General features: G+C 59.7%; 25 protein-coding genes, 1 pseudogene and 1 riboswitch. Of the genes and pseudogenes, 9 read left to right on the top strand and 17 right to left on the bottom strand.

What is annotated here, in order from left to right; all coding sequences use genetic code 11:
- Window positions 1-34: 34 nt before the first annotated feature.
- The 6 genes from L901_RS02150 to crcB form a co-directional block, all read right to left on the bottom strand.
- Entirely contained in the window at window positions 35-424 is a 390-nt protein-coding gene (locus L901_RS02150) for a RidA family protein (protein WP_035217376.1), read from the bottom strand.
- A gap of 247 nt (window positions 425-671) precedes the next feature.
- The gene (locus tag L901_RS02145) at window positions 672-1,160 is read right to left on the bottom strand and encodes a hypothetical protein (protein WP_059752910.1); all 489 of its coding nucleotides are present in this window, start codon (window positions 1,158-1,160) and stop codon (window positions 672-674) included.
- Window positions 1,161-1,220: 60 nt separating this feature from the next.
- Window positions 1,221-2,015, bottom strand: a complete 795-nt coding sequence (locus L901_RS02140; RefSeq protein WP_059752907.1) for an ATP12 family chaperone protein — start codon at window positions 2,013-2,015, stop codon at window positions 1,221-1,223.
- 29 nt (window positions 2,016-2,044) lie between these two features.
- The gene (locus tag L901_RS02135) at window positions 2,045-2,713 is read right to left on the bottom strand and encodes an HAD family hydrolase (RefSeq protein ID WP_059752902.1); all 669 of its coding nucleotides are present in this window, start codon (window positions 2,711-2,713) and stop codon (window positions 2,045-2,047) included.
- A 6-nt stretch (window positions 2,714-2,719) separates the two neighbouring features.
- Window positions 2,720-3,709, bottom strand: a complete 990-nt coding sequence (locus tag L901_RS02130; protein ID WP_035264040.1) for an RluA family pseudouridine synthase — start codon at window positions 3,707-3,709, stop codon at window positions 2,720-2,722.
- A gap of 66 nt (window positions 3,710-3,775) precedes the next feature.
- Window positions 3,776-4,153 carry a fluoride efflux transporter CrcB gene (gene crcB / locus L901_RS02125; protein ID WP_059752900.1) on the bottom strand — a complete coding sequence of 126 codons (378 nt, stop codon included), beginning with the start codon at window positions 4,151-4,153 and terminating at the stop codon, window positions 3,776-3,778.
- Between the two features lie 204 nt (window positions 4,154-4,357).
- Between crcB and L901_RS02120 the strand changes: the two genes are divergently transcribed.
- Window positions 4,358-4,660 carry a hypothetical protein gene (locus L901_RS02120; protein WP_059753211.1) on the top strand — a complete coding sequence of 101 codons (303 nt, stop codon included), beginning with the start codon at window positions 4,358-4,360 and terminating at the stop codon, window positions 4,658-4,660.
- 239 nt (window positions 4,661-4,899) lie between these two features.
- On the opposite strand, the gene L901_RS02115 is transcribed toward L901_RS02120, so the two are convergent.
- Both L901_RS02115 and L901_RS02110 read right to left on the bottom strand, forming a co-directional pair.
- Window positions 4,900-5,871, bottom strand: a complete 972-nt coding sequence (locus L901_RS02115) for a copper chaperone PCu(A)C (RefSeq protein WP_035264036.1) — start codon at window positions 5,869-5,871, stop codon at window positions 4,900-4,902.
- 87 nt (window positions 5,872-5,958) lie between these two features.
- On the bottom strand, window positions 5,959-6,339 hold the full coding sequence (locus L901_RS02110) for a hypothetical protein (protein WP_082710433.1): 381 nt from the start codon (window positions 6,337-6,339) through the stop codon (window positions 5,959-5,961).
- Window positions 6,340-6,511: 172 nt separating this feature from the next.
- Between L901_RS02110 and L901_RS02105 the strand changes: the two genes are divergently transcribed.
- The 5 genes from L901_RS02105 (at window position 6,512) to L901_RS02085 (ending at window position 12,420) form a co-directional block, all read left to right on the top strand.
- On the top strand, window positions 6,512-6,697 hold the full coding sequence (locus L901_RS02105; RefSeq protein ID WP_059752896.1) for a DUF3008 family protein: 186 nt from the start codon (window positions 6,512-6,514) through the stop codon (window positions 6,695-6,697).
- A gap of 124 nt (window positions 6,698-6,821) precedes the next feature.
- Window positions 6,822-6,909, top strand: a riboswitch (glycine riboswitch).
- A gap of 156 nt (window positions 6,910-7,065) precedes the next feature.
- Window positions 7,066-8,205 carry a glycine cleavage system aminomethyltransferase GcvT gene (gene gcvT / locus L901_RS02100; protein WP_059753206.1) on the top strand — a complete coding sequence of 380 codons (1,140 nt, stop codon included), beginning with the start codon at window positions 7,066-7,068 and terminating at the stop codon, window positions 8,203-8,205.
- Window positions 8,206-8,233: 28 nt separating this feature from the next.
- A complete protein-coding gene (gene gcvH / locus L901_RS02095; protein ID WP_003502678.1) occupies window positions 8,234-8,596 on the top strand; it encodes a glycine cleavage system protein GcvH in 363 nt (120 codons plus the stop codon).
- Complete coding sequence (gene gcvP, locus L901_RS02090) at window positions 8,596-11,460, top strand: aminomethyl-transferring glycine dehydrogenase (protein WP_059752893.1); 2,865 nt, start codon at window positions 8,596-8,598, stop codon at window positions 11,458-11,460. The genes gcvH and gcvP overlap by 1 nt, the downstream gene beginning before the upstream one ends.
- A gap of 156 nt (window positions 11,461-11,616) precedes the next feature.
- Window positions 11,617-12,420: an endonuclease/exonuclease/phosphatase family protein gene (locus L901_RS02085; RefSeq protein WP_059752890.1), complete on the top strand. Its 804-nt coding sequence runs from the start codon at window positions 11,617-11,619 to the stop codon at window positions 12,418-12,420.
- A 37-nt stretch (window positions 12,421-12,457) separates the two neighbouring features.
- Here the strand turns inward: L901_RS02085 and L901_RS02080 are convergent, their stop codons facing one another.
- Window positions 12,458-12,961, bottom strand: a complete 504-nt coding sequence (locus tag L901_RS02080) for a hypothetical protein (protein WP_059752886.1) — start codon at window positions 12,959-12,961, stop codon at window positions 12,458-12,460.
- A gap of 196 nt (window positions 12,962-13,157) precedes the next feature.
- On the opposite strand from L901_RS02080, the gene L901_RS02075 reads away from it, so the two are divergent.
- Window positions 13,158-14,444 carry an MFS transporter gene (locus L901_RS02075; RefSeq protein ID WP_059752883.1) on the top strand — a complete coding sequence of 429 codons (1,287 nt, stop codon included), beginning with the start codon at window positions 13,158-13,160 and terminating at the stop codon, window positions 14,442-14,444.
- A 58-nt stretch (window positions 14,445-14,502) separates the two neighbouring features.
- Here the strand turns inward: L901_RS02075 and L901_RS02070 are convergent.
- From L901_RS02070 to cysG, 5 genes and pseudogenes are all read right to left on the bottom strand, one after another.
- A pseudogene (locus L901_RS02070) lies at window positions 14,503-15,314 on the bottom strand (ferredoxin--NADP reductase).
- A 146-nt stretch (window positions 15,315-15,460) separates the two neighbouring features.
- Complete coding sequence (locus tag L901_RS02065) at window positions 15,461-15,967, bottom strand: DUF934 domain-containing protein (protein ID WP_059752880.1); 507 nt, start codon at window positions 15,965-15,967, stop codon at window positions 15,461-15,463.
- A 10-nt stretch (window positions 15,968-15,977) separates the two neighbouring features.
- Window positions 15,978-17,648 carry a nitrite/sulfite reductase gene (locus tag L901_RS02060; RefSeq protein ID WP_003521340.1) on the bottom strand — a complete coding sequence of 557 codons (1,671 nt, stop codon included), beginning with the start codon at window positions 17,646-17,648 and terminating at the stop codon, window positions 15,978-15,980.
- Between the two features lie 8 nt (window positions 17,649-17,656).
- Entirely contained in the window at window positions 17,657-17,971 is a 315-nt protein-coding gene (locus L901_RS02055; protein WP_059752878.1) for a DUF2849 domain-containing protein, read from the bottom strand.
- Window positions 17,964-19,427 carry a siroheme synthase CysG gene (cysG, locus tag L901_RS02050; protein ID WP_059752875.1) on the bottom strand — a complete coding sequence of 488 codons (1,464 nt, stop codon included), beginning with the start codon at window positions 19,425-19,427 and terminating at the stop codon, window positions 17,964-17,966. The genes L901_RS02055 and cysG overlap by 8 nt, the downstream gene beginning before the upstream one ends.
- Before the next feature lie 218 nt (window positions 19,428-19,645).
- Here cysG and L901_RS02040 point away from each other — a divergent pair, with 218 nt between their 5' ends.
- Complete coding sequence (locus L901_RS02040; RefSeq protein WP_371259703.1) at window positions 19,646-20,278, top strand: deaminase; 633 nt, start codon at window positions 19,646-19,648, stop codon at window positions 20,276-20,278.
- 77 nt (window positions 20,279-20,355) lie between these two features.
- Complete coding sequence (gene mazG, locus L901_RS02035; protein WP_059752866.1) at window positions 20,356-21,201, top strand: nucleoside triphosphate pyrophosphohydrolase; 846 nt, start codon at window positions 20,356-20,358, stop codon at window positions 21,199-21,201.
- 231 nt (window positions 21,202-21,432) lie between these two features.
- On the opposite strand, the gene hflX is transcribed toward mazG, so the two are convergent.
- The 3 genes from hflX to trkA form a co-directional block, all read right to left on the bottom strand.
- Window positions 21,433-22,869, bottom strand: coding sequence for a GTPase HflX (gene hflX / locus L901_RS02030; RefSeq protein WP_183044063.1), 1,437 nt, complete (start codon window positions 22,867-22,869; stop codon window positions 21,433-21,435).
- Between the two features lie 92 nt (window positions 22,870-22,961).
- Window positions 22,962-23,204, bottom strand: a complete 243-nt coding sequence (gene hfq / locus L901_RS02025; RefSeq protein ID WP_003496145.1) for an RNA chaperone Hfq — start codon at window positions 23,202-23,204, stop codon at window positions 22,962-22,964.
- A 184-nt stretch (window positions 23,205-23,388) separates the two neighbouring features.
- Window positions 23,389-24,765, bottom strand: coding sequence for a Trk system potassium transporter TrkA (gene trkA, locus L901_RS02020; protein WP_059752863.1), 1,377 nt, complete (start codon window positions 24,763-24,765; stop codon window positions 23,389-23,391).
- Window positions 24,766-24,791 lie beyond the last annotated feature (26 nt).

Here is a 24,791-nt window from a genome sequence, read left to right as displayed (position 1 = left end):
TGTTAGCGCCGCCGACCTGCTATCTAACCTGACATCACGGGATGCGGGCAATGACCTTGATCTCGAAATCGAAGCCGGCAAGCCAGTTGACGCCCACGGCCGTCCAGTTCGGGTAAGGCTTTTGGCTGAAAATCTCCTGCTTGACGGCCATGATCGTTCCGAACTGGTTTTCCGGATCCGTGTGGAACGTCGTCACATCCACAATATCATCGAAGGTGCAGCCCGCCGCCGCAAGCGTGGCCTTGAGGTTTTCAAAGGCCAGCCGGACCTGACGTTCAAAATCAGGTTCAGGCGTTCCATCGGCACGGCTGCCCACCTGGCCGGAAACGAAAAGAAGGTCACCGGATCGGATAGCTGCGGAATAGCCATGCTCCTCGTAAAGCGCATGCCTGTTAGCGGGGAAAATTGCTTCGCGTGCGGTCATTGTGCATCTCTCTTTTGGCTGAGTGGTCATGGACGCGAGAAGCGTTGCTCTTTTTAAAAGAGGCTTCGGACGCCCATTTACATACGTTACGTATGCCAGATAGTTACATACGCGCCGCATGTCAATTACATATACGCGACGTATGTTAATTTAAGAGCACCGAAGATGCGCCTGATTGAAGCTTGAAATATTTCGGAAGCTGAAATGCGGACGAATAGGCGTCGCGCCCTCGCCTTTTGTGTCCCGCTTATGGAAACAATGCCGTCGCCAGCGTTGTCGGGCCGGGCCGGCTGAGCCTGAATTCGCGGATCACGCGTTCGGCGACACCATAGGCGAGTTCCTGCTCTATCGACTGATTATCGAAGCTGACGACGGTGGCGGTGAATTTGGCTTCCGCGATCACCTCTCCCGTCGCAACGGCGGCGGCGCGGACGATGACTTTGGCCGACGCCCTTTCCCCGAATAGAAAGGGACCGCGTGTAACGGATGCGAGACGGATGGTCAGTACCACGCGCGGCCGGGTTTCTCCACGCGCCGTGGTTTTGATCGCATTCTGCACCTGCGCATGAATGGACTGCATCAGCGCCGGAGCGACATCCGGGCGTGCCGCAACGAATGCGCCGCGCACATCGTAAAGCAGCCGGTCGGTATTGGTCGCTTCCGGTTCCAGCCTGAAAGACATGAGCGTGAAACACGCCAGCACAATGGTGCCAAGGCGTTTCAGCGTGGTATTCATGATTTGCGGCTCCCCTAACGTGAGGTAACCGCATGTTCGACGATCAGGGTTAGAAAAGCGTTAAGAAGCGCTCTTCAGCGACTCCAGAACATTGAGTGCCGCGCGCATATCGACAAGCCTGACGGCGCGGCGCTCCAGCGCCTCCTCGTCCTCGCCCCATTGCTCGGCGGTCCAGTCCTCATCCAGATGGGCAAGCGCCCAGGCTTCCTCCAGCGTCAGCTCCCCTTCCGCCAGTGCAAGGGCCAAAATGGCGGAGCCGGTCAGCGATGTCATGGTGTGAAGAGCGGCAAGCGCAATCGGTGTGTCGTATTTCTTCAGCGTTACCGCAAAAGCCGCGATGGCTTCGCGCGGTTGGTCCTGATGCATCACGCCTTCGACGAGAATGAAGCGCGCTCCGAGCACATTGGCCGCCCAGTCCAGAACCGGATCCCAATGGTCCGTCTGGCGCGCAACCAGCGCCTCCGGATCGCCGGCGCGATAGCAGAGGAGATCGGAAGAGGAAAAACGAAGTATGTCCTCAAAAACCGCCTGAGTATCATTGGCGACGCCATCAATGGCCGTGTTCACATGCCGAGAGACGGGCATGACCACCGGATTGACCACTTCTTTCTGGGCATCCCATTCATCGCGAAGCAGTTCCGCCAGCGCACGCGTCGGAACGGTCAGCGGCTTCTTGGCGGGAGTGCGCAGCGGCTTGCCATCAAGAAGGATGGTAAAACCGCCCTCCTCCGCCTCGCCGACAGTGACATCCTTGTAGAACCGCTTCGGCAGAGGTTTCTGCATCTGGATCTGCGCGCGCAGGATCGGGTCGGGATGGCTCAGGCCCTCCGAAAGGTCATTCAGGAGATCACGCATGGCACGTCCTCGTCAGTCGGATAAAAAGGTTATTCAAGAATATCGGCGGGAACATAGGCGGGAATTTCGCTTGGGTCGCTGACGACCGCATCCGCGCCCGCCTTCCAGAGATCGTCGACCGAGGCATACCCCCAGGCGACACCAATTGCTTTCGCGCCCGCAGCCTTGGCCATTTGCATGTCATAGATCGCATCGCCGATAACGACAGTATCGGCCGGAACCATGCCGGTTTCATGGCAGCATTCCATCACCATGGCCGGATGCGGCTTGGAGGGGCAATCATCCGCCGTGCGCGAAACGATGAAGTGATCGGCAAGGCCGTGGGTCTGCAGGATATGGGCAAGACCGCGCCGGCCCTTGCCGGTCACAGCGCCGATCAGCACATCGTCGCGTTTCGAAAGCATATCGATCAGCGTGGCGATACCGTCGAAAAGCGGCACGGTCATTTCCGGCCGCTCCCGCAGGGGATGATAGATTTCCCTGTAGCGCTCCGTCATCGCCTTCGCTTCGTCATCCACATGCGCCTTGCCGAGCATGCGGGCGATGGCGATATCCAGCGTCAGACCGATGATCGCCTTGGTTTCGGAGATATCGGGGCGCGGTTTGCCGAAATCAGCGAAAGTATCGGCCATGACGGCATGGATCAGGCCGGCGCTATCCACCAGCGTTCCGTCGCAATCGAAAAGAACGAGTTTCATGGGCTCTCAGTCTTCCCTATCGCCATCGGCCACGTCGAGACCGAGGAGGTTCCAGGTCTGTACCATATGCGGCGGCAGGGGGGCGCTGACCCGAAGCCGGCCGCCATTCGGATGCGGGATGTCGATGTGGCGTGCGTGGAGATGCAGGCGCTTCTGAATGCCGCCCGGGAAATCCCAGTTCGGATCGTCGATATAATATTTCGGATCGCCGATGATCGGGTGGCCCATATGCAACGCGTGCACGCGAAGCTGATGGGTGCGGCCGGTATAGGGTTCCATTTCCAGCCAGGCGAGGTTCTGCGCGGCGGTATCGATGACACGGTAATAGGAAACGGCGTGATCGGCCCCCTCCTCGCCATGCTTGGCAATACGCATGCGATCGCCATCCATGGTCTGTTCCTTGACCAGCCAGGTGGAAATCTTGTCCTGATGCTTGCGCGGCACGCCCTTGACCAGCGCCCAATAGGTCTTTTTGGTATCGCGTTCGCGGAAGGCGGCCGTCAGCTTCTGCGCAGCACCGCGGGTGCGGGCAACCACCAGCACGCCCGACGTATCGCGGTCGAGGCGGTGCACCAGGCGCGGTTTTTCGCCCTTCTGGTTGGTCCAGGCTTCCAGCAGGCCGTCAATATGGCGGGTGACGCCGGAGCCGCCCTGCACGGCAATGCCGGCCGGCTTGTTGAAGACGAACACCTTGTCGTCTTCATGCAGCAGCATGCGCGCCAGAAGCTCGCCGTCTTCGGAATGTTTGAGGTCCTTCGATCCGATCGGGCCGCTCTTGACCTTGAGATCGGAATCGACCGGCGGTACGCGCACCATCTGTCCCGGCTGCACGCGTGCATCCGTCTTCACCCGGCCGCCATCCACACGCACCTGGCCGGAGCGCAGAAGCTTCTGCAGCTGCCCGAAACCAAGTCCCGGATAATGAATCTTGAACCAGCGATCGAGGCGCATACCGGCCTCGTCGGCCCCGACCTTGATATGCTCGATACCTGCCATGAAATTTCCAGTCTTTCTGTCCTGATCGCGCGCCCTATTCGTCAGCGCGCCGTTTGGACCAAGCCTTTAGAACAAACTGCGGCCCAAGGCCAGCCCGGCGAAAACCGCTGCGATGGAAACCGCAAGGCTTGCAAGCACGTAAACGGCCGACAGCCCGAGCGCGCCGCGCTCGAACAGCGCGACCGCGTCGAGCGAGAAGGACGAGAATGTGGTGAACCCGCCGAGCACGCCGGTGACGAGAAACAGGCGCATTTCCATCGAGGCGTTCAGCCTCCGCGCCACAAGCTCGACCAGCAGACCGATCAGGAAAGATCCGACCACATTGACGGCAAGGGTTCCCCAGGGGAAATTCGGTCCGGCCAACCGCACGCTCCAAACCCCGACCAGATAACGGAACACAGAACCGATTGCGCCGCCCGCAGCGACAAGGGCGATATTGATCATGGGGAATTGTGTCTCCGGAAGAAATCGTCGGACCGGACGGTCCAGGACATTTTTAGACCATGGGAACCGCTGGCGAAACCCCTTTGCCCGGCGCTTTCGGCTGTTAAAATACGATTAAATTGCAGCTGTGCGATTTAGCCTTCCAACAATGGGCAACTGTTAATCTACGGTTTTTCAGGGTCGGCGAAGATGGCCGGAGGTTCGATGACACAGGTTCTTTCCGTTTCCGCGAATACAGCGGCCTATGCGCTGGAGGCCATGAAGCCGCCGCAACGCGTGCCGCGCAAGAGCGAGGTTGAAGAGGCCATTCACGAACTGGCGCGCAAGGCCGAACATGGCGATGACTTCCAGCTCAGGGGCCTGATGACGACGATCAAGCCGCCGGCCCTCACCCTCTATTTCCTGATAGCAAGCAGCCAGCGCCAGGAGCCACAGGCGACACTGGAGCAGGCCGTGGAGGCCTACGAGGAAAACAGCTTCCCTTCGAAATCTGAAAGAAATTTATAGATCAGGTGGATATATAGATATTTTAATGTGGTTTATTCAGTTTCTCGCCATATGGGCGGAATCCCCGCATTCAGCCTGGTGTCAGACTGATCTTCTAGAAATCTTCGACCGAGTTCCGGAAAATCACGTGGGCGAATGCCACCCTGCCTTTTCCGCCACGGCGCTGAAGAACAAACACGATAGATGAAAATTTACGGCTACCGGACCTGTCACGCGTTCCGGTAGCCGTTTTTCATCCGTCAATTATGCTGGTGGTCGCCGCCGCCCTTGGCTGCGCCTGCGGACAGCACGATCTCCACCTTGCCGGCCTTTTCGAAGATGAGCGTTACCGGCACTTTGTCGCCTTCGGCAAAGGGCTTCTTCACATCGAAGAACATCATATGCAGGCCGCCGGGCTTCAGCTCCACCGTCTGGCCGGCGGGAATGACGATGCCGTCATCCAGCTTGCGCATTTTCATGACGTCGTTGACCATGGCCATCTCGTGAATTTCAGCACGTCCGGCGGACGAAGATTCGACACCGATCAGCTTGTCGTCGCTATCGCCGGCATTCTTGATCGTCACGTATCCACCGCCCACGGGCTGGCCCGGCAGCATGGCCTTGGTCGTTCCGTCCGATACTTCGAGGCTGCCGGCCTTCACGACATCCATATCCATGGTGGAGTGATCATGGCCGCCGGCATGCGCAGCTTTTGCGGCAACGCGAATGGTGGGAGCGGGACTTTTCAGGGAATGCGGATCGACGCCGGCCGCTGCCACTTCGTCCCAGGAAACCTTGCCCTTGTCGCCGCAGAGCTGCGTTACCTTGAACGGCAGGTCCTGCCCCGCCTCTATACCGGAGATTTTTCCCTGCACGGCGAAGGTGTCGTAGAATTCATCCGGCAGGTTGCCGCCCTTCCAGCGGATTTCGACCGGGCCGCTTTTAATCTCCTTGCCGTGGTTCTTGTAGGCCTTCTGGTAGTCTCCCTTGATGACCTCCAGTTCCCAGCCAGCCTTGGGCTGCGGCTTGGCGGAAATGAATCCTTCCGGCAGCTTGATCTGAACTTCGGTGGTGGCGAGCCCGCCTTCGCAGCCATGCGGCACCTGGAGGGCCGCAACGACGGTGCTTTCCTGTTCGGCCGAACCGTCAACGAATGTGGCGTGGGCGAAAGCCTGCGCGGTCGAAACCGAGGCGACGAAAAGGCTGCAGGCGATGATCTTGGTGGTTTTCATTTGTTTGTCCCTGCGACTGCTATCCCTCTGGGTCCGCGCAGCCGCTCCGTGCCGCCAAAGGCGGCGATGATCCCGTAAAACGAAAAATCAGGCGGACAGGGATGGCGGACCGCGCGCGGCGGGCTTCTGGATCGTCAGCACGGAGCGGAAGCTCCATTCCGCAGGCAGGCGATTGTCGAGCCAGGCAAACTCAGTCTTCAGCCAGCCAGCCGTATCGGGCATCGGCAGAAGAATGGACGAGGCGAGGAGGCAGGCCTCGCAAAACAGGATGGCGTCGCCGGAATGGGCGGGGCCTTCCTTGGTATGGGAAGCATTGACGCCGCTGCCATGGCCAAGGCAGATTTCCGCAAATGTGCCGTCCGGCAACCGGTAGCTCTCATCCAGCGCAACGGCGGGTGCTGCGGCAAGTGCCGGCTTGTGGGCGAAACCGAGGGACAACATCAGGGTCGCGCAGAAAATGCGAAGCATTTTCTCCATCCCCATCGGCCGTCTTTTTCGATTTGCATCCATGTTCTAGGCGATATCCCTGTTTCTCTCCGATTTCAAAGGGGAATTTTGCCGCAGGCCAGACCGTCGCAAGGGAACAATAGATGCCAGGCGGCATTTTCCTGCCGCAACCATCGTTCAAGGGAGGCCCGACATGCCAGCCAAATCGAAAGCCCAGCAGAAAGCGGCGGGCGCCGCACTGGCGGCCAAACGCGGAGAAATGAAGAAATCCAGTTTAAAAGGTGCTTCAAAAAGCATGGAGAAGTCCATGACGGAAAAGGAACTTGAGGATTTAGCATCGACGAAACGCAAGGGCCTGCCGGAGAAAAAATCCGACTGAGGAAAGCTGCCGAGGCCATCTGTCGCCCCGGATCGCTAAGCCGATGGCGCAGATGGAGCAAGAATCTGTTCAGATGCGTCATTTGGTCCTTGCCAATAACGGGTCTTCGAAGATAATGAGCGTCGCATCATCGTTGGGAGAAACCGCTTCACTGCGGTGCCGAAGGAGCAACCGCCCCGGAAACTCTCAGGCAAAAGGACCAGCGGTGACGACGGAACTCTGGAGAGAAGCCACCTTTCATAAGGACGGCTCGCCGAAGGGATAACAATCTCAGGCGACAAGGACAGAGGGGGCTCTTGAACCCGGCGCGTTTTTTTTGCGTCATGACCTGAGCCCGCGCGATGTTTCGCGCAACCCTGGAGGCGTCCTTGGACGATACCGCCGAGCTTAAAATCACGCCGCTCAATTCCCTGCATCTATCCCTTGGCGCCCGCATGGTGCCCTTTGCCGGTTATGACATGCCGGTGCAATATCCGACCGGCGTTCTGAAGGAACATCTTCAGACCCGCACCTCCGCCGGTCTCTTCGACGTGTCGCATATGGGTCAGGTGATCCTGAAGGCGAAGTCCGGCAACAATGAAGATGCCGCACTCGCGCTGGAAAAGCTGGTGCCGGTGGATATTCTCGGCCTGAAGGAAGGCCGCCAGCGCTACGGTTTCTTCACCGACGAAAATGGCGGCATTCTCGATGACCTGATGATCACCAATCGCGGCGATCATCTGTTTGTCGTGGTCAACGCTGCCTGCAAGGATGCCGATGTCGCCCATATGAAGGCGCATCTTTCCGATGCCTGCGAGATAACGCTTCTCGATGACCGGGCGCTCATCGCGCTTCAGGGACCGCGCGCGGAGGCCGTTCTGGCTGAACTCTGGGCCGGCGTCTCGGAAATGAAATTCATGGATGTGCAGGAAGTGCCGCTGCATGACGTGCCCTGCATCGTCTCCCGCTCCGGTTATTCCGGTGAAGACGGCTTTGAAATCTCCGTACCGGCCGACAAGGCGGAAGAGATCGCCAAGGCGCTGCTCGAACATCCCGATTGTGAGCCGATCGGGCTTGGCGCGCGCGACAGCCTGCGCCTCGAAGCCGGCCTTTGTCTTTATGGCAACGATATCGACACCACGACCTCCCCCATCGAAGCCTCGCTTGAATGGGCGATCCAGAAGGCGCGCCGCGCTGGCGGCGACCGCGAGGGCGGTTTTCCCGGCGCAGAGCGCATTCTCGGCGAACTGAACGACGGTACATCGCGTCGCCGCGTTGGCCTGAAGCCCGAGGGCAAGGCGCCGGTGCGCGGTCATTCGAAGCTTTTCGCAGATGCCGAAGGCAAGACGGAGATCGGTGAAGTGACATCGGGCGGTTTCGGCCCTTCAGTCGAAGGTCCCGTCGCCATGGGTTACGTGCCTGTTTCCCACGCTGCTCCCGGCACGGCTGTCTTTGCGGAAGTGCGCGGCAAATATCTGCCCGTCACCGTCGCCGCCCTGCCCTTCATCAAGCCCACCTATAAACGATAATCTTCATCCCATCTCCGGAGAGAATACGATGCTGAAATTTACCGCAGAACACGAATGGCTGAAGTTCGAAGGCGATATCGCCACCGTTGGCATCACCAGCCACGCCGCTGAACAGCTTGGCGATCTCGTTTTCGTCGAATTGCCGGAAGTGGGCGCCACCTTCTCCAAGGATGGCGACGCGGCGACCGTTGAATCCGTCAAGGCGGCTTCCGACGTCTATTGTCCGCTGGATGGCGAAGTGGTGGAAATCAACCAGGCCATCGTCGATGATCCCTCGCTGGTCAATTCCGACCCGCAGGGCGCCGGCTGGTTCTTCAAGCTGAAGCTTTCCAACGCCGCAGATGCCGATACGCTGCTTGACGAGGCAGCCTACAAGGAGCTGATCGCGTAATGACGACGCCCACCGAATTCCATTTTACCGACTATCAGCCCTATGACTTCGCCAACCGGCGTCACATCGGGCCGTCACCGTCGGAAATGGCCGAGATGCTGAAGGTCGTTGGCTATAAGAGCCTCGACGCCCTGATCGAGGCCACCGTTCCCTCTTCCATCCGCCAGAAGGTGCCGCTGACCTGGGGTGCCGCGTTGACCGAACGCGAGGCGCTCGACCGTCTTCGCGAGACAGCCAACAAGAACCAGGTGCTGACCTCGCTGATTGGCCAAGGCTACTACGGCACGATCACGCCACCGGTCATCCAGCGCAATATTCTGGAAAACCCGGCCTGGTACACGGCCTATACGCCCTACCAGCCGGAAATCAGCCAGGGCCGTCTTGAGGCGCTGCTGAACTACCAGACGATGGTGTGCGACCTGACCGGTCTCGATGTTGCCAACGCATCGCTGCTCGATGAAGCGACGGCGGCTGCCGAAGCCATGGCGATGTGCCAGCGTGTTGCGAAATCCAAGGCGACCGCCTTCTTCGTGGACGCCAATTGCCATCCGCAGACTATCGCGCTGATCGAGACGCGTGCGGCCCCGCTCGGCTGGAAGGTGATTGTCGGTAACCCGTTCACCGATCTCGATCCGGTCGACGTGTTCGGCGCGATCTTCCAGTATCCGGGCACGCATGGCCATGTCAGCGATTTCTCCGGCCTGATTTCCCGCCTGCACCAGACGGGTGCGATTGCCGCCGTCGCCGCCGATCTTCTGGCGCTGACGCTCCTGAAATCTCCCGGCGAAATGGGCGCGGATATCGCCATCGGCACCTCGCAGCGCTTCGGCGTGCCGGTCGGTTACGGCGGTCCGCATGCGGCCTACATGGCGGTCAAGGATGCGCATAAGCGCTCCATGCCTGGCCGTCTGGTCGGCGTTTCGGTCGATGCGCGCGGCAATCGCGCCTATCGCCTGTCGCTGCAGACCCGCGAGCAGCATATCCGCCGCGAAAAGGCGACGTCGAACATTTGCACGGCGCAGGTGCTGCTGGCCGTCATGGCCTCCATGTACGGCGTCTTCCATGGTCCGCAGGGCATCAAGGCGATTGCCCAGCAGACCCACCAGAAGGCCGTGCTGATGGCCAAGGGTCTTGAAAAGCTCGGTTACATGATCGAGCCGGAAACCTTCTTCGACACGATTACCGTCGAAGTCGGCCATATGCAGGGCGTTATCCTGCGCTCGGCCGTTGCGGAAGGTGTGAACCTGCGCAAGGTGGGCGCGACCAAAATCGGCATGAGCCTTGACGAGCGCACGCGCCCGGCAACGCTGGAGGCCGTCTGGCGCGCATTCGGCGGCAATTTCTCGATCTCGGATTTCGAGCCGGACTATCGTCTGCCGAAGGAACTGCTGCGCACCAGCCAGTACATGACGCATCCGATCTTCCACATGAACCGTGCCGAAAGCGAGATGACCCGTTACATCCGCCGGCTTTCGGACCGCGATCTGGCGCTCGACCGCTCGATGATCCCGCTCGGTTCCTGCACCATGAAACTGAATGCGACAGCGGAAATGCTGCCAATCACCTGGCCGGAATTTTCCGACATTCATCCCTTCGTACCGGCCAATCAGGCGCTCGGTTACAAGGAGATGATCGACGATCTCTCCGAAAAGCTGTGCTCGGTCACCGGTTACGACGCCTTCTCCATGCAGCCGAATTCCGGCGCGCAGGGGGAATATGCGGGGCTTCTGACCATCCGCAACTACCACCTCGCCAATGGCGGCACACATCGCGACGTCTGCCTCATTCCGACCTCGGCGCACGGCACCAATCCTGCCTCCGCTCAGATGGTCGGCATGAAGGTGGTGCCGGTGAAGGTGCGGGATAACGGTGACATCGATATCGATGATTTCCGCGCAAAAGCAGAGCAGTATGCGGAAAACCTCTCGTGCTGCATGATCACCTATCCGTCCACCCACGGCGTGTTCGAGGAGACGGTTCGCGAGATCTGCGAGATCACCCACAAGCATGGTGGACAGGTCTATCTCGACGGCGCCAACATGAACGCCATGGTCGGTCTCGCCCGTCCCGGCGATATCGGTTCGGACGTCTCCCACCTCAACCTGCACAAGACCTTCTGCATTCCGCATGGCGGCGGTGGCCCTGGCATGGGACCGATCGGCGTCAAGGCGCATCTTGCTCCCTACCTGCCCGGCCATCCGGCGACGGACGGTCGTGAGGGTGCGGTGTCTGCTGCCCCGTTCGGCTCGCCGTCGATCCTGCCGATCTCCTGGAGCTATTGCCTGATGATGGGCGGCGAAGGGTTGACGCAGGCGACCAAGGTGGCGATCCTCAACGCCAACTACATCGCCGAACGGCTGAAGGGCGCTTACGACGTGCTCTACAAGTCCGAAACGGGACGTGTGGCGCATGAATGCATCATCGATACCCGCCCGCTGGCAGACAGCTGCGGCGTGACGGTGGACGATGTCGCAAAGCGCCTCATCGACTGCGGTTTCCACGCGCCGACCATGAGCTGGCCGGTCGCCGGCACATTGATGATCGAGCCGACGGAATCCGAAACCAAGGCGGAAATCGACCGTTTCTGCGATGCCATGCTGGCTATCCGTGAGGAAGCCCGCGACATCGAGGAAGGCCGTGCGGACAAGACCAACAACCCGCTGAAGAACGCGCCGCACACCGTGGAAGACCTCGTCGGCGAATGGGATCGTCCCTATAGCCGCGAAAAGGGCTGCTTCCCGCCCGGCGCCTTCCGCATCGACAAATATTGGTCGCCGGTCAACCGCATCGACAATGTCTATGGCGACCGCAACCTCATCTGCACATGCCCGCCGATGGAGGCTTATGCCGAAGCGGCTGAGTAAGGCATCGGTGCGAACCGACATACGAAGGCCCGGAGCGATCCGGGCCTTTTTCGTTATGGCAAGGTTTTCGTTATCTGGCGATCACGCTTCCGCATGGTTGATCCTGGCATAGCCCGTGTTAAACAGATGACGCTGCGACATGGGGATGGAGTGGGAATGCGTCTGATTTGCCTGAACGGCTGGGGCGGAAAGCTCCACGACAAACTTGTCCCCTATATCGCCTCGTCCGATCCCGATATCTTATGTCTGCAGGAAGTGGTGCACACACCGGCCGCCACGCAGGACTGGCTGAGTTATCGCGATCACGGCGTTGACTTGCCGCAAAGGGCGAATTTACTGCGTGATGTCGCGGACGCGCTGCCTGATCACGTAGCAGTATTCTGCCCCGCGGCGCAGGGTGATCTCTGGCAGGGCGAGACTCGATATCCTTCCCAATGGGGACTGGCGACCTTCGTACGCAAGTCCATCGCCATCGTTGCGCAGGCGCAGGGTTTCGTGCATGGCGCCTTCTCTGCGGATGGATATGGCGATCATCCACGCTCACGCACGGGCCACGCCATCAGGGTTTTCGACTTCACGACTGGTCAGCCCGCCGTCATCGCCCATATGCATGGGCTGCGCGACCTCGACGGCAAGCACGATACCGCCGCCCGTCTGGCGCAGGCAAAACGCCTCGTCCAACTTGTGAAAAACATTGCGGAGGATGGCGACCGGATCGTCGTCTGCGGCGACTTTAATGTTCTGCCTGAGAGCGAAACCTTCGCCGTGTTGACGGAACTGGATCTCACCGAACTTGTCACCACGCGCGGCTTTACCGATACCCGAACCTCGCATTATGCCAAACCGAACCGCTATGCGGATTACATGCTGGTCAATCCGGCTGTAGAAGTCGATCGCTTCGATGTGGTGAGGCAGCCTGAGGTCTCGGACCATTGCCCGCTGCTGCTCGAATTCCGCTAAGATTCAACATCCCAACGGCCATTTTCTCATGGCTGTCTCAGCGCACAAGCCGGATATCGCTCGTCACCACCGTTTTGCCGGTCCGTGCGTCTTTGTCGGTGGTGCGCAACCGCAGGCCATTATCGCCAACCTTTTCAATGGTCATAGCGGCGACACGGTCACCGTTGATATCGCGATTCCAGCGGACGGTCAGGTTGATCGCATTTCCCTGTCTCGTGCCGGAAAGGGCAGACGGGCGGCCCGAAGGGCCGATATAGGCGCCGCTATAGCGCCCACCCTTCGCTGAGAGATCGGCGGCGATTGCGCGCTTTACCACAAGCAGTCCCCGACAAGTGCCGGACATGTTGAGCGAAGATGCTCCGGTATTGGAGTTGAGCGTACAGTTCACGCTGATCGGCGGCGTGCCAATGCGGGTAATCACGGTTCCCTTGCCCGCCCAGGTGCCTTTCAGCGACGAGAGGAATTCGCGTTCATCCGCATGCGCGGGCTGTGCGCCGAGCAATCCGGCAGAAAATAAAATCGCAAAAGCCTTGGTCTTCATGGCGAGTATCCGTTTTTTCCACGAAGGCTAACTCGCTCGCGCCGGCAAACGTTCCTTCGGCCTGTTCTGCAACCGTCAAAAATATCGGCGGACCAATATTTCCGTTGTGTCGGTGCAACCAAATGCGGGCAGAGATGTTTCTCGCCAGCCTCAATCAATTTCCCATCCTTTCGCGCATATTTTCGGAGCATATTTCATGACGACAATCGGCGTTCCGGCAGCGCGCGGCAGCCTTCCTTCCGGTGGTCTGCCCCGCAGCGGCGGCATTTCAGACCGCACGCTTTTTGCCCTTGCAGCGCTGAACTTTTTCCTCGCCGATGCCCGCGACGGCCTTGGGCCGTTTCTGGATGCCTTTTTAGCGACAAAGGGCTGGTCTTCGCTTTCGCTGGGCATGATTGCCACGGTGGGCGGCCTCGTCGGTCTGCTTGCCACGCCGCTCTGTGGTGCGCTGGTGGATGGCACGACGTGGAAAAGGATGCTGATCGCCATTCCCGTCATCCTCGTGACCATCGGCGCGCTGATCACGCTGATCTTTCCGGATGCATGGATAGTCTGGACCGGTCAGATCATGACGGCCGTCGTCGGCGCCGTGGTCGGGCCGGCACTTGCTGGCCTCACACTCGGCCTTGTCGGCGAACGCCTGTTCTCCCATCAGATTTCACGCAACGAGTTCTGGAACCACGGCGGCAATTTCGCCTCGCTTTTCGCGACCTATGTGGCGGTTACCTTCTTCGGCATGAACGGTATCATCGGCCTCATGCTGCTGACCGCTGCAGGCGCATTGGTCGCGACGGCGGCCATCGACCCTGATCGAATCGACCACAACGTCGCCCGCGGCCTCGCCGAAGACAAGGGAGAACCCGGCCCGTCCGGCATCAAGGTGCTGCTGCAGGAGCGCGGGCTGATCTTTCTCGCCATCATTCTGCTTGTTTTCCACTTCGGCAACGCGCCGATGAGCCGGTTGATCGCGCAGGATTTCGCCATCGAACTGCAGACGCCCTTCCGCACCACCGCCATCATTACCGGCGTCGCGCAATTCGCGATGATCTTCGTTGCCGCAATGGCCCCATGGCTGATACGCCGTTTCGGTCTCTCGACCGTTTTCATCATCGCGCTGATCGCGTTGCCGATACGCGGTCTCCTCGCCTCAGCCTTCACGGATTTCTGGGTGATTTTCCCGGTGCAGTTTCTCGATGGCGTTGGCGCCGGCCTGCTCGGCATCGTCACCCCGGTTGCGGTGGAGAGGATTTTGAAGGGCACCGGTCGTTTTAATGTCGGCCTTGCCAGCGTCATGATGGTTCAGGGTATCGGCGCATCGTTCAGCAATGTCGTCGCAGGCTGGCTGGTGACGAAGGGCGGTTATTCGCTGTCGCATCTCGTCGGCGGCGGCATTGCCGCTATCGCCATCGGGCTTTTTCTTCTCTATCGCAACGAGATAGCGCCGAAACAGGATGACGACGACGCCTCTCACCACCGGCACTGAAGGCGCAAACAAAAAGGAGGCCTGACGGCCTCCTGAAATCTCGTAGCTTTTTATGGGATCAACCGACGAAAGCGCGTTCGATAACGAATTCGGCGGGCTTGTTGTTGGCGCCTTCGTTCAGGCCGGCCTTTTCCAGGAGCTCCTTGGTGTCCTTCAGCATCGCGGAGGATCCGCAGATCATGCCGCGATCGATTTCGGGGTCGAGCGCCGGAACGCCGAGATCCGCAAACAGCTTGCCGTTTTCAATCAGCGTGGTGATACGGCCCTTGAAGGGGTAGTCCTCGCGGTGACGGTCGCATAGTGCTTCAGCTTGTCGCCGACGATCTCGTTCAGGAATTCGTGGTTACGGATTTCCTCGACCAGATCGAAGCCGTATTTCAGCTCGGCCACGTCGCGGCAGGTATGGGTGAGGATGACTTCCTCGAACTTCTCATAGGTCTCCGGGTCACGGATCAGGCTCGCAAAAGGCGCGATGCCGGTGCCGGTGGAGAACATGTAAAGCCGCCTGCCAGGCGTCAGCGCATCCAGAACCAGCGTGCCTGTCGGCTTCTTGCGCATCAGCACGGTATCGCCGGGTTTGATCGCCTGAAGATGCGATGTCAGCGGACCGTTCGGAACCTTGATCGAGAAGAATTCCAGTTCCTCGTCCCAGGCGGGGCTGGCGATGGAATAGGCGCGGTAGATCGGCTTGTCGCCGACCATCAGGCCGATCATGGCGAATTCGCCGGAACGGAAACGGAAGCCGGCCGGGCGCGTCATGCGGAAACGGAACAGGTGGTCGGTATAGTGCTCCACCGATAAAACCGTCTCGGCGTAAACACCGTCAGGTATCTTGATCGCGAAATCTTCCGTCTTGGCTGGCGCGTTCATTTCAGGTTCCGTCCATTCTTATTCGATGCGACATTCTCCGACCGGGCAATTATACCATTTTTGCTCCGGTTTGAAGGCATGAGAATGTCAATACTGCCATGTGCGTAGGAAATATGTATCAAAAACTCATATTTCCACGCAACGTGTCATAGAGACGCACGGCGACGCCAGCTATAGGCCTCACCGCCGCTCGCCGGCTTGGCCGTCGGCTGGTAATAAACCGGAATTTCCGGCAGGCGATTTTCGGACAGGCGGCGGATGGCCGTGCCGTTCGTCACCGCAAAGCTGGTGAAGCCGGTGCGCAGCATCAGCGGCACCTGGTCGATCAGCACGTCGCCAACCGCCCTCACCTCGCCCGCAAAACCGAGACGGCTGCGCAGCAGCGAGGCGTGGCTGAACCCGCGACCGTCATTGAAGGCCGGGAAGCTTACGGCGACAAGGTCGATACGGTCGAGATAGGGGCCGAGCCGCGTCACATCGTCGGCGGGCGTGATCAGAACGCCGAGGCCGATATCGTTGCTTTCGGCGGCACGAACCAGAAAATCGGCAAGCGGCAGCACCGGCTTCTGCTCCGCTGTCGCTTTCACTTCTTCCGTTTCGATCACCCAGGGATCGTTTTCCACGAAGCCGTCGCGGTTCCAGATTTTCGTCATGGCATTCTCCTCAGGCGGCTTCTGCAGCGGAACCGTAGAGCGCATCCTTGAACGGTTGCGGTCCAACGCGGCGATAGGCTTCGAGGAAAATTTCTTCCTTCGAAAGGCGAAGCCCGAGATAGGTGTCGACGATGGTTTCGATGGCGTCGGTGACTTTTTCCGGCTCGAAGCCACGGCCGATGATTTCACCGATCGAGGTATTCTCATCGCCCGATCCGCCAAGCGTGATCTGGTAGAGTTCCGCGCCCTTCTTTTCCACACCCAGCAGGCCGATATGGCCGACATGGTGGTGGCCGCAGGCATTGATGCAGCCGGAAATCTTGATCTTCAGCTCACCGATTTCCGCCTGACGCTCCGGCGAACCGAAACGGGTGGAAATTTCCTGCGCCACCGGAATGGAGCGCGCATTGGCGAGCGCGCAATAGTCCAGCCCGGGACAGGCAATGATATCGGTGATCAGCCCGGCATTGGCGGTCGCGAGGCCAGCGCCTACCAGCGCGCGATAAACCGGCTCGAGATCGGCCAGCGCCACATGCGGCAGGATGATGTTCTGCTCATGGCTGATGCGGATTTCGTCGAAGGCATATTCCGCGGCGATATCGGCGACGAGTTCCATCTGCTCATCGGTCGCATCGCCCGGAATGCCGCCAATCGGCTTCAAAGAAATCGTCACCATGCCGTAGTCGGGATGCTTGTGCGGCGCGACGTTCTGCTCGACAAAACGGGCAAAGCCTTCATCGGCCCGCTTCCAGCGCGCCAGGCTTTCCCAGCCTTCCGGCCGGTCCTTCAGCGCCGGCGGCGCGAAATAAGCGGTGATTGCCGCAATATCGGCATCCGGAAGCTTCAACTCGGTGTTCTTGAGTTCAGCGAATTCGACCTCGACCTGGCGGGCCAGTTCTTCCGCACCGGTCTCATGCACGAGGATCTTGATACGCGCCTTGTATTTGTTGTCGCGACGACCGTGCAGGTTATAAACGCGCATGATCGCCGTGGTGTAGGACAAAAGGTCCTCTTCCGGCAGGAAGTCGCGGATTTTCTTGGCGATCATAGGCGTGCGGCCCTGCCCGCCGCCGACATAGACGGCGAACCCGATCTCACCCTTGTCGTTCTTTTTCAGATGCAGGCCGATATCGTGCACCTGAATGGCGGCACGGTCGCGCTCGGCGCCGGTGACGGCGATCTTGAACTTGCGCGGCAGGAAGGAGAATTCCGGGTGCACGGAAGACCACTGACGCAGGATTTCCGCATAGGGACGCGGATCGGCGACCTCATCGGCGGCTGCACCGGCGAAATGATCGGCGGTGACGTTGCGAATGCAGTTGCCCGAGGTCTGAAGCGCGTGCATTTCCACGCTCGCCAGTTCGGACAAGATATCCGGCGTATCGGAAAGGCGCGGCCAGTTGTACTGGATGTTCTGGCGGGTGGTGAAGTGGCCGTAACCCCGGTCATATTTGCGGGCGATATGGGCCAGCATCCGCATCTGCTTCGAATTCAGCGTGCCGTAAGGAATGGCGACGCGCAACATATAGGCATGCAGCTGAAGATAGACGCCGTTCATCAGGCGCAGCGGCTTGAACGCATCCTCGGCCAGTTCGCCGGAAAGGCGGCGCTCGACCTGATCGCGAAACTGCGCCACGCGGCCTTCAACAAATGCGTGATCGAACTCGTCGTAACGGTACATATTCTTCCTCAGACTGCGATGAATGCTGCATCGGCCGGCTTGAAGCCGGTGGCATAGTGCACGGTGGGGCCGGCGGCGCGAATGCGTTCGCGAAGACGCGTCGGCCAAAGCTTGCCGTTCTCCTCAATGACATCGATGATGGCCACATCGACGACCTTGTTGGCGGAAAAATCCCGCTTGCCGATTTCCTCGAACGAGGCGACGGCCTCCGCATGGCGGGCAACGATTGCGCCCTGCAGGTTCTCCGTCCACTCCCCGTTGGCATCGAGCCAGACGGCGATGCCATCGCTCAGGCGGTTGGCGGTCAAAACCTTGTCAGCCATTTATATACTCCCGTTTGAAATCCGCCGGCCGCACTGATGATGCAAGCGCCTCGGACCTGTCAAAATTGGCGCCCGCCACCGCATCGCCGATGATGACCATGACCGGTCCGGTCAGTTCATCGCGATGTTCGAGCTCGGGCAGATCGTTCAGTGTGCCATGCAGCAGGCGGCGATCCGCGCGGCTGGCGTTTTCGATGACGGCAACCGTGGTTTCCACACCCAATCCCGCGTCGATCAGCCGCCTCGCGACCGAAGCAGCAACACTGCGGCCCATATAGACGGCGATGGTGGCGCCGGAAACGGCAAGCCGTGCCCAATCGGGCAGAACATCGCCGGCCAGATCGTGGCCGGTGGTGAAAATCAGCGATGAAGCGACACCGCGCAGCGTCAGCGGCAATTCGAAATCCGCAGCGGCAGCGAAGGCCGACGTGATGCCGGGCACGATTTCATAGGCAATACCGGCCTCGCGCAGCGCCGCCATTTCTTCGCCCGCCCGGCCATAGACCAGCGGATCGCCGGATTTGAGGCGCACGACGCGCTTGCCATCTTTGCCGAGGCGCACCAGCAGGCGGTTGATCTCATCCTGCGACTTGCTGTGGCAGCCCTTGCGCTTGCCGACGGAGAGCCGCTCGGCATCGCGGCGGCCCATATCGACAATCGCCTGCGGCACAAGCGCATCGTAAACGATCACATCGGCTTCCATCAGCACGCGCTGCGCGCGCAGCGTCAGCAGATCTTCAGCGCCCGGTCCCGCGCCGACGAGCCAGATACGGCCTTCACTGCGTTCGGGCGATTGCAGCAGGCGGCCAACGGCCTGACGGGCGGAGAGCGTGTCGCCAACGGCGACGGCATCCGCCACTGCACCCGAAAAGAACCGTCGCCAGAAATTGCGCCGCAAGGCGCCCTTCGGCACGTTCTCCTCGGCCGCATCACGATACTGCACGGCAAGGCGCGCAAGCTTGCCAAGCGACGGCGACAGCATCTGATCGATGCGGGCGCGGATCATCTGGGCAAGAACCGGCCCTGCCCCTTCCGTGCCGATAGCCACGGCGACGGGCGCGCGGGCGACGAGCGCCGGAGTGAAAAAATCGCAGAATTCCGGCTGATCCACCGCATTGGCGGGGATTTTCGCGGCGCGCGCGACGGTGACGATCTCACGGTCCAGCGCCTCATCGCCGGTAGCGGCGAAGACCAGCGTGGCGCCTTCGATCAATTCACCGGCGAAAGCCAAAGCCCGATGATCAATGCCGTTTTCGCTGATATAACGGGCAAAATCGGCGTCCGGCTGGTCGGCATAGGCAACGATATGCGCGTTGGTATTGGCGAGAAGCCTTACCTTCGCGAAGGCTTCATCGCCATTTCCGAAAACAGCGACCTGCCGCCCCTCGACCCGGAAGAAAGCGGGGAAGGTTGAAAGGCGGTCGCCAGCAGCGGAAAAATCATGTTCGTTGTGCATTGGACATATATCCCGCATTGCGGTGCAAGATTGAAGAAACAGAAATTCAAGCCTTTCCGGCACCTGGATTTTTATTTCTCGAAGACCCCGGTTTTGGAGGAAAACAAACCGGCGATGCTTTTCCACACCCTCGCAAGCCCTGAGAATCCCCTCGCAATCCCTTGACAAAGCGGGTCCTCGCGCCGAACAAGGAGCGACCATCGACTGCCGATTTCCCCATGCGAAGACCGCTTTTTCTTAAAGCGGCACGAAGGACCAGACCCTTGACCAGCCCCACCCTCGCCGCCCGCCTTCTCGATGTCATCGAACACGATATCCTGCCCTTGACGGCGCGTGGCGTCAGCCTTGGCAACAAGGTTTTCGGTGCGGCGATCCTGCGCAAATCGGACATGTCGCTGGTAATCGCCGAGACAAATAACGAGCTGGAAAATCCGCTCTGGCATGGCGAAGTGCACACGCTGAAGCGGTTTTACGAGCTGGGCGAAAAGCCGAACACGAAGGAGTTGATTTTTCTCTCCACCCACGAACCCTGCACCATGTGCATGTCCGCCATCACCTGGGCCGGCTTCGATAATTTCTACTCCTTCTTCAGCCACGAGGATTCCCGCGACGCTTTCGCGATCCCTCACGACCTGAAAATCCTCAAGGAAGTTTTCGGACTGGAACCGGGCGGCTATCGCCGCAACAATGCCTTCTGGAATTCGTATTTCATCGCCGATCTGGTGGAAGGTGAAGAAGACCCGCTGAAAACCACGTTGAAAGCGCAGACGGCCCGCATCAAGGCCGCCTATGACGATCTTTCCACCAGCTATCAGTCGTCCAAGAGCGGCAACGACATTCCATTGAACTAGAGCATTTCCGCAGGACGTGCGTGGCGGTTTTCCGTCCGGGCGATGCGCAGAAACAAAAAACGAAGGTTTGAGACACTATGGAAGCCTCGAAGGATATTTCCCGCCTGATCGAGATCATGGAAGCCCTGCGGCAGCCGGAAACCGGTTGCCCTTGGGATGTCGTGCAGACCTTCGAGACGATCAAGCCCTATACCATCGAAGAGGCTTATGAAGTCGCCGACGCCATTGAGCGCAAGGATATGGACGATCTTTGCGAGGAGCTGGGCGACCTTCTGCTACAGGTGGTTTTCCATGCCCGCATTGCCGAAGAGATGGGCGAATTCGCCTTTGGCGATGTGGTGCATGCCGTGACCTCGAAGATGATCCGCCGTCATCCCCATGTCTTCGACGTATCCGACGCCGACACGCCGGACGGCGTCAAACTGCAATGGGATCGCATCAAGGCGGAAGAAAAACGCGAGCGAGCAGAGCGACGCGCGCGACGCGGCATCACCGAGGATTTCAAGGCCGGGTTTCTGGGCGGCGTGCAGCGCAGCCAGCCGGCGCTGACCGAGGCCCTGAAGCTACAGGAACAGGCAGCGCGTGCCGGTTTCGACTGGTCGAACCCCGCTCCCATTCTCGACAAGATCGAGGAGGAAATCGCCGAACTGCGTGAGGCGCTGGCGGAAGGAAAACCGGAGAAGGTCTCGGACGAGCTCGGCGATCTCATTTTTGCCCTCGTCAATATCGGCCGGCATGTCAAAGCCGATCCGGAAGATGCGCTGCGCGGTACGAACACGAAATTCCGCAGGCGTTTCAATCACATCGAAACGTCGCTCAGCCAAAATGGCGAAACGCTGGAAGACGCGAGCCTCGAGAGAATGGAAGATCTCTGGCAGGCGGCGAAACGCATCGAACGTTCGCTTGATACGGTTTCATCCTGATCGCAGGGATATGCGGTGAATCCGGTAAGGCACAGCATTTCCGTTATGACTGCCGAATGCATCTTGGCAGCAGCGGAGCATCCGCAACCGTCACCCCGGATTTAGTCCGGGGTCCAGCGCGATCAAGTCTTTGATCGCAAAAGACTCTTCTCACGGCGCAGACGCGCCGTGGCTGGATTCCGGCTCAAGGCCGGAATGACGGAGAGAGTTTGGGGACAATGCAAGAAGCGCTCAGCGCTCCCAGTCCTCGCGTTCGCGGACAGTCACTTTACCAAGCTTCCGTTCCAGTTCGGCCGCTTGCGCTTCCGAAAGGCGCACATCGAGCGCAACCGATCCGTCCTCATGATCTTCACGACCGTCGACAATGGAATTGCTGTAGACCCAGGAGATCAGCGGCAATTGTTCGATGGAGAGGACAACGGTCGTTTCCGTCAGAACACCGGAAAGACGCTTTGAAATCTCGTCCATCAGGGCATCGACGCCCTCGCCCGTGATGGCCGAAACGGCGCGGATATCCGAACGACCCTCGGCACGCTGCATGATGGCGTCATGCGCTTCCGGCTCGAGACGGTCGACCTTGTTCCAGACCTCGATGATGCGCTTTTCCGCTTCCTTCTCGTCAATGCCGAGGTCACCGAGAATGCGCAACACATCCGCAGACTGAGCGGCATTGTCCGGATCGGACATATCGCGCACATGCAGAACGAGATCGGCTTCCAGCACCTCTTCCAGAGTGGCGCGGAAAGCGGCGACCAGATGCGTCGGAAGATCGGAAATGAAACCGACCGTATCGGACAGGATGACGGTGCGGCCATGCGGCAACTTCATACGGCGCAAGGTCGGGTCGAGCGTGGCGAACAGCATATCCTCCGCCAGAACGCCGGCGCCGGTGATGCGGTTGAACAGCGTGGATTTGCCGGCATTGGTGTAACCGACCAGCGCGACGATCGGATGCGGCACCTTGCGGCGCTTGGCGCGGTGTAGCTGGCGCGTGCGCACCACCTGCTCCAATTCCTTCTCCAGCTTGACAATGCGATCCTGCAGCAGGCGTCTATCGGCCTCGATCTGGGTTTCACCCGGGCCGCCCATGAAGCCCGCACCGCCGCGCTGCCGTTCTAGGTGGGTCCAGCTTCGGACGAGGCGGCCCCTCTGGTAGTTCAGATGCGCAAGATCGACCTGCAGCGTGCCTTCCTTTGTGGAGGCGCGGCGACCGAAGATTTCAAGGATCAGGCCGGTGCGGTCGATGACCTTGCAATTCCACTGCTTTTCGAGATTGCGCTGCTGCACCGGGGTCAAAGGATGATCGACGATCACCAGGCCGGAATCGGTCTCGTCGAGAAGATGGCCGATTTCCTCGATCTTGCCGGTTCCGAACAGTGTGGCCGGGCGCGGCTGGTTCACCGAAACGATGAGACCCTGCGTCACTTCCAGATCGATGGCGAGCGCCAGTCCCTTTGCTTCCTCAAGTTTGGCTTCGACCGAGCGGCCGGGGGCAGCCGGGCCGGCAGCCGCGTCGCGCGTTTCGCGCTGCTTGAGGACCGGCACGAGGACGACCGCACGCATGTCGTCGCGGCGCTTTTCCTGCTCCGGAATAATCGATTCGTTCGAGGTGTCGCGCGTTGAAATGGGTTCAGCCTTGTCCAGAAAGAGGATTGCGGCCGACCGCATCCGCGCGGGCGGCCATGGGGATTAACCTGACGGCACGGGAAATGTTCCCGGTCCAGGTCAGTCTATGTCGAATATCCGTCGAGGGAGCCCGATCAGGCAGCGCCTTCTTCGCTTTCGAACATCTGCATCGGCTGGCCGGGCATGATGGTGGAGATCGCATGCTTGTAGACAAGCTGCGAATGACCGTCACGGCGCAGAAGCACGCAGAAATTGTCGAAGGAGGTGACAACGCCCGTCAGCTTGACGCCGTTGATCAGGAAAATCGTGAGCGAAATCTTTTGCTTACGAACGGTATTGAGGAAGAGATCCTGAAGGTTTTGAGAACGTTCCGCCATGGCGCCGCTTCTTTCTTTTTTGCCGGCAGGGATACCGGAAAATAATCAATCAATAATAAGCCGGCCGAGTCTTGTCCCCCGCTTGGCCGACCTCAAACTCTGGTATCAAATCGTGTTCCGTTCCGCAACGGTCAAAACAGCCGAATGAGTACGAGTATTGACCCACATTTTCAATTCGGGACAGTCAAAAATATTGTATCGAAACACGGAAAAGTTGTTCCACGTCGCGCACCGCATCGGCGGATGCGAACAGCACGACCCGGTCCTTCGCCTTGATTTTCGTGCTGCCATCCGGGCGGATCACCACGCCGTCGCGATAGATCGCCCCGATGCGCACACCCTCCGGCATATCGATGTCGCGGAAAGACTGGCCGACCAGCGGCGACGTCTCCAGCGCTTCCGCCTCGATAACCTCCGCCGAGCCGCGCTGGACGGCATAGACTGAGCGGATGCGCCCCTTGCGCACGTGCTGAAGCACGCGGGAGATCGTTACGGCCCGCGGGTTGATATAGGCATCGAGCCCCAGAGAGCGGGCGACGTCGTGGAACGACGTACTGTTCAAAAGCGCCAGATTCGATTTGCAGCCGAGCTGCTTGGCAATCACCGCCGCCAGAATATTGGTCTGATCGTTATTGGTGAGCGTCACCATCAGATCGGCATCCTGAATATCGGCCTGCATCAGGATTTTCTGGTCGAGCGCCGAGCCGTGCATGACGATGGTATTGCTGAGCTGTTCTGATGCGGCAACCGCCCTGTCGCGGTCCGCCTCGATGATCTTCACCCGCGTTTTCTGCTGCATTTCCTCGATCTTGCGGGCGACGAAGTGGCCGATATTGCCGGCGCCGGCAATCACGATGCGCTGCGCTTCCTGCTCCTCATGGCCGAAAAGGCTTAAGGTGCGGCGGGCATGCTGGCGCTGGCAGATGACATAGGCAAGGTCGCCCACCCGCAACTGTTCCGAAGAGTGCGCTACCTTGAGGATACCATCCCGATACACGCCCACCACCGTGGCGATGAGGTCTGGAAAGAGGCTGGAGAGCTGCTGCAGCGGCGTATTGATGACCGGACAATCCTCCATGCATTCGATGGCCAGCATGTAGATCGTGTCGTCGGCGAAACGCACCACATCCGTTGCGCCCGGAAAGGCGATGCGCCGGAGCACCATCTTGCCGACTTCGACTTCAGGCGAAATCGTCACGTCGATGGACATGTTCTCGCGGCTGAAGAGATCGGCATATTCCGGCTTCAGATAGCTCTGGTCGCGGATGCGGGCGATCTTGGTCGGCACGCTGAACAGGGCATGCGCCACCTCGCAGGCGACGATGTTGATCTCGTCATGCAAGGTCACGGCGATGATCATGTCGGCCTGGTCGGCGCCGGCCTTGGCCAGCATGTCGGGATGCGCGCCATGGCCGACATAACCGCGCACATCCAGCGTCTCGGTAATGGCGGTGATGAGCGGCGCGGCGGTATCGATCACCGATACTTCATTATCCTCCCGCGACAATTGTTCGGCGATGCCGTAACCCACCTGCCCTGCGCCGCAAATGATGACTTTCATGCTGTCTCTCTGACGGAATAATCGGT

The sequence above is a fragment of the Agrobacterium sp. D14 genome, from assembly GCF_001526505.1.
GTDB lineage: Bacteria > Pseudomonadota > Alphaproteobacteria > Rhizobiales > Rhizobiaceae > Agrobacterium > Agrobacterium leguminum.
The sequence above is the reverse complement of the archived record's forward strand: the minus strand, read 5'-3'. Positions and strand labels throughout refer to the sequence as shown.